This is a genomic window from Bradyrhizobium denitrificans, from assembly GCF_013179005.1.
Taxonomy (GTDB): domain Bacteria; phylum Pseudomonadota; class Alphaproteobacteria; order Rhizobiales; family Xanthobacteraceae; genus Bradyrhizobium; species Bradyrhizobium denitrificans.
In genome coordinates, this window is record NZ_JABFDP010000024.1 from 149244 (window position 1) to 157879 (window position 8636).

Annotated in this window: 7 protein-coding genes; 5 read left to right on the forward strand and 2 right to left on the reverse strand. The window is 61.1% G+C overall.

The window, feature by feature from the left end:
* Positions 1-12 precede the first annotated feature (12 nt).
* Positions 13-1482 carry a type II and III secretion system protein family protein gene (locus HL671_RS26365; RefSeq protein WP_012045596.1) on the reverse strand — a complete coding sequence of 490 codons (1470 nt, stop codon included), beginning with the start codon at positions 1480-1482 and terminating at the stop codon, positions 13-15.
* 17 nt (positions 1483-1499) lie between these two features.
* On the reverse strand, positions 1500-2300 hold the full coding sequence (cpaB, locus tag HL671_RS26370; protein ID WP_012045595.1) for a Flp pilus assembly protein CpaB: 801 nt from the start codon (positions 2298-2300) through the stop codon (positions 1500-1502).
* A gap of 842 nt (positions 2301-3142) precedes the next feature.
* Between cpaB and HL671_RS26375 the strand changes: the two genes are divergently transcribed.
* The 5 genes from HL671_RS26375 (at position 3143) to HL671_RS26395 (ending at position 8008) form a co-directional block, all read left to right on the forward strand.
* Positions 3143-3832, forward strand: a complete 690-nt coding sequence (locus tag HL671_RS26375; protein ID WP_172240117.1) for a PilZ domain-containing protein — start codon at positions 3143-3145, stop codon at positions 3830-3832.
* Between the two features lie 179 nt (positions 3833-4011).
* A complete protein-coding gene (locus HL671_RS26380) occupies positions 4012-4167 on the forward strand; it encodes a hypothetical protein (RefSeq protein WP_172240120.1) in 156 nt (51 codons plus the stop codon).
* Positions 4168-4398: 231 nt separating this feature from the next.
* A complete protein-coding gene (locus HL671_RS26385; RefSeq protein WP_172240123.1) occupies positions 4399-5328 on the forward strand; it encodes an aspartyl/asparaginyl beta-hydroxylase domain-containing protein in 930 nt (309 codons plus the stop codon).
* A 488-nt stretch (positions 5329-5816) separates the two neighbouring features.
* Positions 5817-6605 (forward strand): hypothetical protein, encoded by a 789-nt coding sequence (locus HL671_RS26390; protein WP_172240126.1) that lies wholly within the window; start codon positions 5817-5819, stop codon positions 6603-6605.
* A 107-nt stretch (positions 6606-6712) separates the two neighbouring features.
* On the forward strand, positions 6713-8008 hold the full coding sequence (locus tag HL671_RS26395) for a S8/S53 family peptidase (protein ID WP_172240129.1): 1296 nt from the start codon (positions 6713-6715) through the stop codon (positions 8006-8008).
* The last annotated feature ends 628 nt before the right edge of the window (positions 8009-8636 follow it).

Sequence of the window (8636 nt, forward strand, 5' to 3'; positions counted from 1 at the left end):
GATCCCGCCGTCTCAGTCGATGATGAAGCCGAAGCCGGCCGGCTCGCCCGTGGCCGTGTCGACTTTTGCGGCGATGCCGTAGAGCCGGTTCATGCGGCCGAGCAGCGCCGATTCCGAATCCGTCGCCGGCGCGAAGCCGTCATCCGGACGCGCCAGCTCCTTCTGCGCCACGGCGCGCACGACATAGGGCGTCACCAGCACCATCAGCTCGGTCTCGTTGTTGACGTAGTCCTTGCTGCGGAACAGCTGGCCGAGCACCGGCAGCTGGTCGACGCCGGGCAGGCCGTTGATCGCCTGCTTGGTCTGGTTCTGGATCAGGCCGGCCATCGCCATCGAGCCGCCGGACGGAATCTCCAGCGTGGTTTCGGCGCGACGGGTGCGGATCGCGGGGATCGTGACCGACGAGCTCGACGTCGAGGTCAGCGCATAGGACACGGTGATCGCGTTGTCGTTCGACAGTTCCGAGACTTCGGTCATGACGCGCAGGCTGATGCGGCCTTCGCTGAGCACGACCGGCGTGAAGTTGAGCGAGATGCCGAACTTCTTGTAGGTGATCGAGGTGGTGCAGACCCGCGTGGTCGGATCGCAATTATAGCCGCCGGGAACCGGGAATTCGCCGCCGGCGATGAAGGTGGCGGATTCGCCGGATATCGCGGTCAGATTCGGTTCGGCCAGCGTCTTGGTGACGCCCGCCGTCTCCATCGCGCGCATCGTCGCCGAGACCGACGACAATCCGCCGCCGGAAACGTTCAGGGCGTTGCCATTGACCAGCGACTTGCCGTAGGCCGTGAACGGATTGGTGTTGTTGAAGTTCACCACCGCGGTGCCGTAGGTCATGCTGGCGCTGAGATCGATGCCGAGCTGCTTGACGATCTCGCGCCGCACTTCGGATACGTTGACCTTCAGCATCACCTGGTCGCGGCCGCGCACGACGATGGAGTTGACGACCTTGTCGGAGCCGCCGACCAGCCTGCTTGCGATCTCACCGGCCTGCTGCGCCTCGACGGGGCTCGACACCGAGCCGGTCAGGATGACACCGTCGCCGACGCCATCGATCTTGACGCCGGGAATGCTCTGGCTCAGCGCCTGGCGCACGCCGTTGAGATCGCGCTTGATCGCGATGTCATAGGCCGCGACCTGCTGACCCTCGCCGTCGAAGAACACGACATTGGTCTGACCGACCGCGGCGCCGATGATGTAGGCGCGCCGCGCCGAGCGCACCACGGCGTTGGCGATCTTGGGGTCGGCGACGAGTACGTCCTTCACGTCCTGCGGAAAGTCGACGACGACGGACTTGCCGATTCCGAGCGACAGATAATGCACTTTGGACGAGCCGACCGAGACGACCGGCGTGTCCCGGTCCTCGGCTGCGTGGACCGGCGCCAGCGCCGGATTGATCGCGAGGCCGATCGCCGCCGCGGTCGAGAATGCGCGGACGAGCCAGGTCGCCGTCCTCACACGATGCTGATACCCACCCCTCATGGTCCCCGTCCTTTCGATCACTTCTGCGCCGTGAGCGAGCTGGTGATCCCGTAGCGAATGATCTCGATGGCGTTGCCCCGTCGCGCCATCTGCGTCTCGTTCTTGTTGCCGTCGGCCGCGTTCACGTCGGCGATGCTGCGCAACGCCAGCGCCAGCGAGCCGGACTGTCGCGCGCGCGCCAGCGTCTCGGCCTGCTCGGGCTTGAGCTCGAGCGTGACCGTCTTGCCGACCACCGTGTTCTGGCCTTCCTTCTCCTTCGGCGCCTGGTCGATCGCGAGCACGCGCACATTGGAGAGAATGATTTCGGAGCTGACGTAGTCCGGCCCGCCAGGCTTGTCCGGGTTCTTGTCGCGCTTCGACAGGATGACGTCGACGCGGTCGTTCGGCAGGATGAAGCCGCCGGCGCCGGTTTCGGGCGATATCTCGGTGGAGATCGCGCGCATGCCCGCAGGCAGGATCGCCGCCATGAAGCCCGATCCATCGGACTTCACCAGCTTCTGCTCGCGGATCGGCTCGCCGATCACGAACGGCGCGCGCGCGATGGTGCCAACGAGCTGGTTCGCGGCTTCCGGACGATCGCCGCGGCGGATGAAGATGTTGCTCGCCGCTTCCGGCCAGGTCTGCCAGACGAGGTCGCCGGGCTTGATCGCCTGTCCCAGGCCGATGTCGTTCTTGGCGACCAGCACCTCGACCGTCGGCAGCTGCGCGACCGGCGCGACGGCAACAGGCTGCTGGCTTTCCGAGGTGCTGACGAGATAGGCCGCGACGCCGCCTGCGCCGAGAGCGATGGTCAACACCACGATGCGTGCGGTCATCATACGCGTTACTACTTTCAACTCATGCGCCGGAGTAGCCGATCATCAGCTAACAGCGCGTGCCGTCCTTCATGACTAAGCGGCAATGGTATAAGCGAACTTGCACAAGGCAGGGCGCAGGGGCCGGCCAAAGCACCGATTGCGCAAGTGGTGAATCCGGCGTTAGCAGGCTATTCGTACAATTTGTCGAGCATGTTAGATGATTAACGCTGGCCGCGTCTGCGCGGGGAAGTAGTTGGTTCCGGTGCTCCGGCAAACCAGGGGTTGCCAAGCGTGACGAGCGGCGCGACGGCGCGGTGCCTCGTTAAGCTTGTTGGTACAGACGCGCGATCCGCGGACCACCGTAGTCGGACGGGATCGCATCTTCAGCAACCGGAAACGGGTCGGACATACGATTCCGTTGGCCGGAAATCTGACCTCAAAAAACAGACTTTCTTAGCAATTATGCGCGCAGGTTCCGCGCATGATGGCTGGTACCTTTCTACTTATGATGGTGCGTTCAAGAATACACGCAAAGATTGCAAGATGCGTGTCGCACTGCTGCGAAAGCGGGGCAAGCGCCAGCCGGAGGACATGCAGGGCGATCGCATGTTGAGAGCAGCGCGGGTTGGCTGGACCTCGCTTCCGCTCTTCGGGCCGCCCGCCTTTGGCGGGCGCCCGAGGACGCGGGCAGATGTTGCGACGAGATCCAGGAGGCTGATGGTCGGGAGCGCCGTGCACGGCGCGGTGAGGCGATGCGGTTGCATCGCCCTGAGAACCATGAGGCCGGCAGCTGATTGCGCCTGCCGACACATTACACGCGATGGCCCCATCACATTTTCGGTTGGTTCATGGGGAGGCGTGGGATGTCGGTTGCCCGATTCCTGAAACAGCGCGCGGTCAGGATTCAGACGGTTGGATCGTATACGCTGCCGAACTGGTACGATCCGGAAGGAAAGCTGCGGTCATTCGCGTGTCGCACCACGCGCGTGTCGCCGTTTCGCGCCTTGCTGGACGTGCCTGTCGTCGGCAAGATCGGCGACCGCCTCACCAGCTATTTCCGCGAGTTCGGCAAGTTCGAGGGCCAGATCAGCGACACGGTTCATGGCGGCTTTCTGCTCGAGCTGGAGATGACGCGCGCCGAGCGCGCCAAGCTTGCGGAGAAGCTGGTCTGGCTGGAGAAGAGACAGCGCGATCCGACCATCCGCGACGCGCGCCGCGATGCGCGCTACGTGCCGGACAGTCCGCATTCGGCGCTGATGCTGGCCGATGGCAGCAGCATTCCCTGCCTGGTGATCGATGCCTCGGTGTCCGGCGTCGCCGTCTCCTCGGAGCTGCAGCCGGAGATCGGCACGCCCCTGGCGGTGGGCAGCTGTGTCGGCCGCGTGGTCAGGCATTTTCACGACGGGTTCGCCGTCCGCTTCGTCGACCCGCTGGCGAGCATGACCGAGCTTGAACGGCGCGTGGTCACGCAGCCGACGCGGCCGACGCGGCAGCGGCTCGCCGCCCATGCCGATGACATCGTCGAGTCCGCTGACGAGTTTTTCGTGGTGTGATTGCGGCGGCCTCGTGCCGCCTTCGTCATGCGGTCGGTCCGGCATCCGCGGTTTCGCGTATTGGGGACGGGCGGGAATCGAGGCATGGAACGCCGAGCCCTGTGCACGGTTAACGCGGTGTTAAGCCCGACCGTGGACGCTTGCAGGGCCGGGTTCGCACGCCAGGAGGATTGAGTCCCATGGAGGCCCAGAAGACCGCAGTGGACGCCATCGTCGTCCTGACCGGTTGCGATCGCGATGCCGTGGCCGCCTGCATCAGGCGCATGTATCAGGCCGGTGTCCGCGACCCCAAGCGCCTGACCTTCAAGGGGCTGCAGGAGATGTCCAGGGGCTAGCTCTGGCGAGCTCCGGCGTCACGACCACCCAGGGCTGTTGCAGCCAGGGCACGCCCAAACAAATTTACCGGATCGTTCTGTTCACAACTTGCATCCGAGGGATGCAGCCCGCGGGGCTTCCCGCTATGCTGCGACCTTGCGGCTGCATCAGGTACCGTTTCAATCGTCGTCCGGGATGGCGACGTGGTTCTGCGCACTACGCTCTGAGCGGCCGGGTCATGGGAACCGGATATGCTGAGACAGCTTTTTGCGCCCCAGCTCGTGGGGCTGTACATCCTGATCGGGGCAACCATCTACGTCCATTTCCGCGGCAAGCAGCGGCTTCGCTTCGCCCGGCAGCTCGGCGATCACTCCACCTATCTCGCGCCTTACAATGTGCTGATGTATGCCGGCTCGGCCGTGCCGAACACGCCGGTCATTCCGGTCGAGCAGTTTCCGGAGCTCAAGAAGCTGACGGACAGTTGGCAGGAGATCCGCGAGGAGGCGGTGCGCCTGTTCGACGAGGGTTTTATTCGCGCCGCCGCCGCCAATAATGATTGGGGCTTCTACTCGTTCTTCAAGAGCGGCTGGAAGCGCTTCTATCTGAAATGGTATGACGACTTCCTGCCCTCGGCGCGCACGCTGTGCCCGAAGACGGTGGAGCTGTTGAACTCGATTCCGAACGTGCACGGCGCGATGTTCGCGATGCTGCCGCCCGGCGGCAAGCTCGGCGCCCACCGCGACCCCTTCGCCGGCTCGCTGCGCTATCACCTCGGCCTGGTCACGCCGAACTCCGACAAGTGCCGCATCCTGGTCGACGGCGTGCCCTGCGTCTGGCGCGACGGCGAGGCCTTCATGTTCGACGAGACCTTCATCCATAGTGCGGAGAACGCGACCGACGTCAACCGCATCATTCTGTTCTGCGACGTCGAGCGCCCGATGAAATACGGCGTCTTCACCGCCCTCAACCGCTGGGTCAGCCATCACATCGTCAAGGCCTCGGCGACGCAGAACGTCGAGGGCGAGCATGTCGGCGTGCTGAACAAAGTGTTCGGCAAGCTGTATGAGTTTCATCTGGCCACGCGCAAGGTGAAGGCGTGGAACCGAACGGTGTACTACGCGGCGAAGTACACGCTGACGGTTGCGATCGTCGGCGCGATCGTGGTGTCGGCGTTTCGGTGATGGACGGAGGAGTAGGGCGGGTTTGCGGAGTGTAATCCGCCATCGTCTTTCGTTGATGAACGTCGGGTGCTGCCTCTAGAGGTCATCTTGTGCATCGCAAATTCGTTACTCTCCGATGTCGCACGCGCGCGCAATTATTCTTTGAATCGGCGGTTCTAATCCGCCGCAGGGCTACCGCTGCGTGCTGTAGCCGCGATCTTGCGCGGACCTGGCCAGTCAAGCTCCAGCAAACGCGAAAGATAGATTCTTAGCATCCAAGAGGCGCATCAAAAGCGCACAAGTTTGCATTCGGAGGGCGATGCTGCGTGCGGTCTTTCGAAGCGAGATGGTGCTTGGCTAGTCTCTACTATAGGTTTATGATTGGAGAAATTTCACTACTTCCTAAGTCGGTGAGTTAGGCTGCCTCCCGGGACGGAGCCGCGGCTCCGTTCAGTGGTTTGGTGCTACTCAATGCGCTTTGCAAAGATTGCTAAGGCTGGAGAGGACACATGCTGCAAACTGATACGGGAACTCTGGCGCTATTTGTAAGCCTGCTGACGACGGTGCCAGCCTATGCAGCCGATAAGAGTGTGGCCCTCCTGCTCGCGACAGATGTTCGAAGTGCCGCCAGCTCGGGCCTGCTTGGAGCAAGTGGTGATGCTTCCGGCGCCATCCACTATCCGGATCAGAGCCTTGCGTACCCCATCTCTGAGACACCCGAGAATAAGCCCTTACTGGATGCCTGGAAGACTTCGCATCGCTTCTTTGTTGTGCCTCTCGAAATATCGCTCGCACCGAAATCCGGATTGACGGCGCAACGCGTCAATGTGTCGTTGGCTTTCATTGGCCTCGGATCGATGGACAAGCAGCCGTTGGTGATCGACGTCTTCCCAAAGACCGAATTCACACCTAGGGCTATCTCGGCCAATGGTGAGGTGAAGCTGGGAGCCGATTTGAAGTTCGAACCGGATGTTTACGGCGCAAAGATCAACGCGGGAGCAACGGCAGGGATCAGTGGAGCGGTCGTCTACAAATATACGCCGAAGTTTCCAAACGTTATTTCTGGCTATGGATCCGGAACCGCCTTTTGGCAGCTCGTTAAGACCCAGGATAGTGAACCGGTTGGCGGCTTGCCACTAAAGCTGGTTGTTGCCTGTCCGATTGCGAGCCTCGCGAAGGACTTGCTGGTCACGGCGGATATTCGTGTCGACTATGACGGGCCTTGGTGGACCACCGGTATCTCGGTTGCAAGTTTCCGTACCAAAATCTCATTCCCGCCCGAGGCGGTCGCGAAATGAAGCGCGCAACTAGGCTTGTTCTTTGGAGCGCGGGGATCCTCTTCGTTCTTCTCCGCTGCGGATCAGCGCTCGCCGGGGTGACCCTGGCAACTGAGGCCCTTGGTCGGTTGAGCGATGATCCGGACCATGTCTTCGTGGTGATCGTCGGAGTCAAACAGGGCCAAGAGGCGAGCGTGATTAAGTCGCTTGGCATCAGGCGGTCTGAAACTGTTCCGGAGTTCGGGCTGATATTCGTCAAAGTGACCGGCAGCGATGTGCTTGCATGGCGGGACGACGATGACGTCGAATTTGTCGACGTGCTGGATGATCGAGAGGCTCAGGTCGTTTATCACCTCATCGCACAGCTGCATCGTATCGGGTTTTACGATAATATCCAGGTCTTCCAGTTCGGTGTTCTCAATCTGAGCATCGGCCCGCCGCATTCCCTGATAGGGAAGGATGCCAGCGGAGAGCGTGCTGTCCAGCGCGTGCTCAGGCTCATTCTCGATCGTCACAATATCCCGATTGTGCTTGCAGTTGGCAATTCTGGACCGGAACCAGGGTTGACAAATCGTTGGGCGGTTCCTGGCGTTCTGCTTGCCGCTGCGACGAACTACGCAGGTACTGAATTATGGGCGCGCTCGTCTCGATTCTTATCGCCCATGCCGCCTGGTATGACCATGTTTGGTACACCTGGTATCGATACGATTGGACCTCGGGCAGGTTGCGCCCCGAAAACAAAGGAAGAGCTTGAGGCAGAAGAACGCGCAAACCTCGCTAGTCAAGTCGGTCAAGAAAATGCCGCCTGCTACGAACTAGCCAGCGGCACGAGTTTCGCTGCGGGCATCCTAAGTCGCGATGTGTGCCTCGTGCACCAGGCGATGAACTTACTTACGCTTAAACTATCATCGCTTACCGATGTCGATGTCAACATCAGTGTTCCGCCGTTCATTCGTGCCTACATCGATAGTACATTCGATCGTGGTCATCCCGCATTTGCAAACAGACTTGCCGATACCCGAAGGCATTTTGGGGCACTGCAGGTCCGCCTGTCGGCGGCCGAAAAGCAGGATGCCTGGGATATGCTTGTTGCACCTGCCGTCAATATATCGGTTCGTTACAGCGCCAAAGCGGTGCGCGCTTTTTTGGTGCGAGCAAGCGCTCCGGTCAGCGGACTGTCTCGCGAGCAGATCGGTGAAGGCTTCCTCTCGCCTGCCGGGATCAAGGCTATGTTGCTGAAGCTGCGCTATGCTGATCTCGTCGATGTTCTAGGTGAAGGAGTCCCACAGAAGAGAGTGTGGGCGGATCGTATTAGGCAGACTCGAAATCCATTGGTGTTTTCGGAGCAGCAGGTCGACAACATTGCGGAGTATTGCGCGAACTATGATCTGATTCTCGGTCTGCCGCTCTACGGCCGATCCTAGCAGGCGAAATGGCGCTCCGAATGAATTATCGATTTAATTGGGATATGGCTCTGTAGTTTTTTTGTAAATCAGAAATGCAATGTCAAGTGGTTCTGAAAAACATAAATCTCTTTTCCGCTCACCCAAATCAGCATTACAGTCCCGCCATCCCGTTGCACGGTAGGGGACGGTTCGCGGTCGTCACGGACGTTGGCAGCGGGGAGCGGTGGACGCGGGTCGGCGCAGTGCTGTCAGCACGGACGAACGTCGGCTCGTGGACGGTGAAGGCGCGTGGTTCTGATACTCCGACGCTAGTATCAACCTGGCGATGATGCCTAACGGCATCGCGTTGGGGATGGTGGCCAGAAAGCCCGGTGCACCAGGAAGAGCGCGCTATAGCCTGTTAAAACTATCGCGTGGGGAAGGCCGGGTCTGTCCGGCTGTACCTGTGGTGACTGCCGCCTGCTTTTTTGTCTAGCAGGCGGGCCACGGGCCTCAGCCGAGGTCCGGCCTTCCTCGCGCCCTCCATTCTCAAGAGGGCGGGACTTTCGGGCATCACTCGGGCGCGGGATGCGTCGCGAGAATGTGGGTGCTCGTGTCTCTGATCAGCCCGATGCTGTTTGAGATTGTGGATCAGACGAGACTGCTT

Bases quoted from the DNA above. Each gene is read 5' to 3' on its own strand.
- HL671_RS26365 (WP_012045596.1), bottom strand. From the start codon at position 1,482: ATGAGGGGTGGGTATCAGCATCGTGTGAGGACGGCGACCTGGCTCGTC.
- cpaB (WP_012045595.1), bottom strand. From the start codon at position 2,300: ATGATGACCGCACGCATCGTGGTGTTGACCATCGCTCTCGGCGCAGGC.
- HL671_RS26375 (WP_172240117.1), top strand. From the start codon at position 3,143: ATGTCGGTTGCCCGATTCCTGAAACAGCGCGCGGTCAGGATTCAGACG.
- HL671_RS26380 (WP_172240120.1), top strand. From the start codon at position 4,012: ATGGAGGCCCAGAAGACCGCAGTGGACGCCATCGTCGTCCTGACCGGT.
- HL671_RS26385 (WP_172240123.1), top strand. From the start codon at position 4,399: ATGCTGAGACAGCTTTTTGCGCCCCAGCTCGTGGGGCTGTACATCCTG.
- HL671_RS26390 (WP_172240126.1), top strand. From the start codon at position 5,817: ATGCTGCAAACTGATACGGGAACTCTGGCGCTATTTGTAAGCCTGCTG.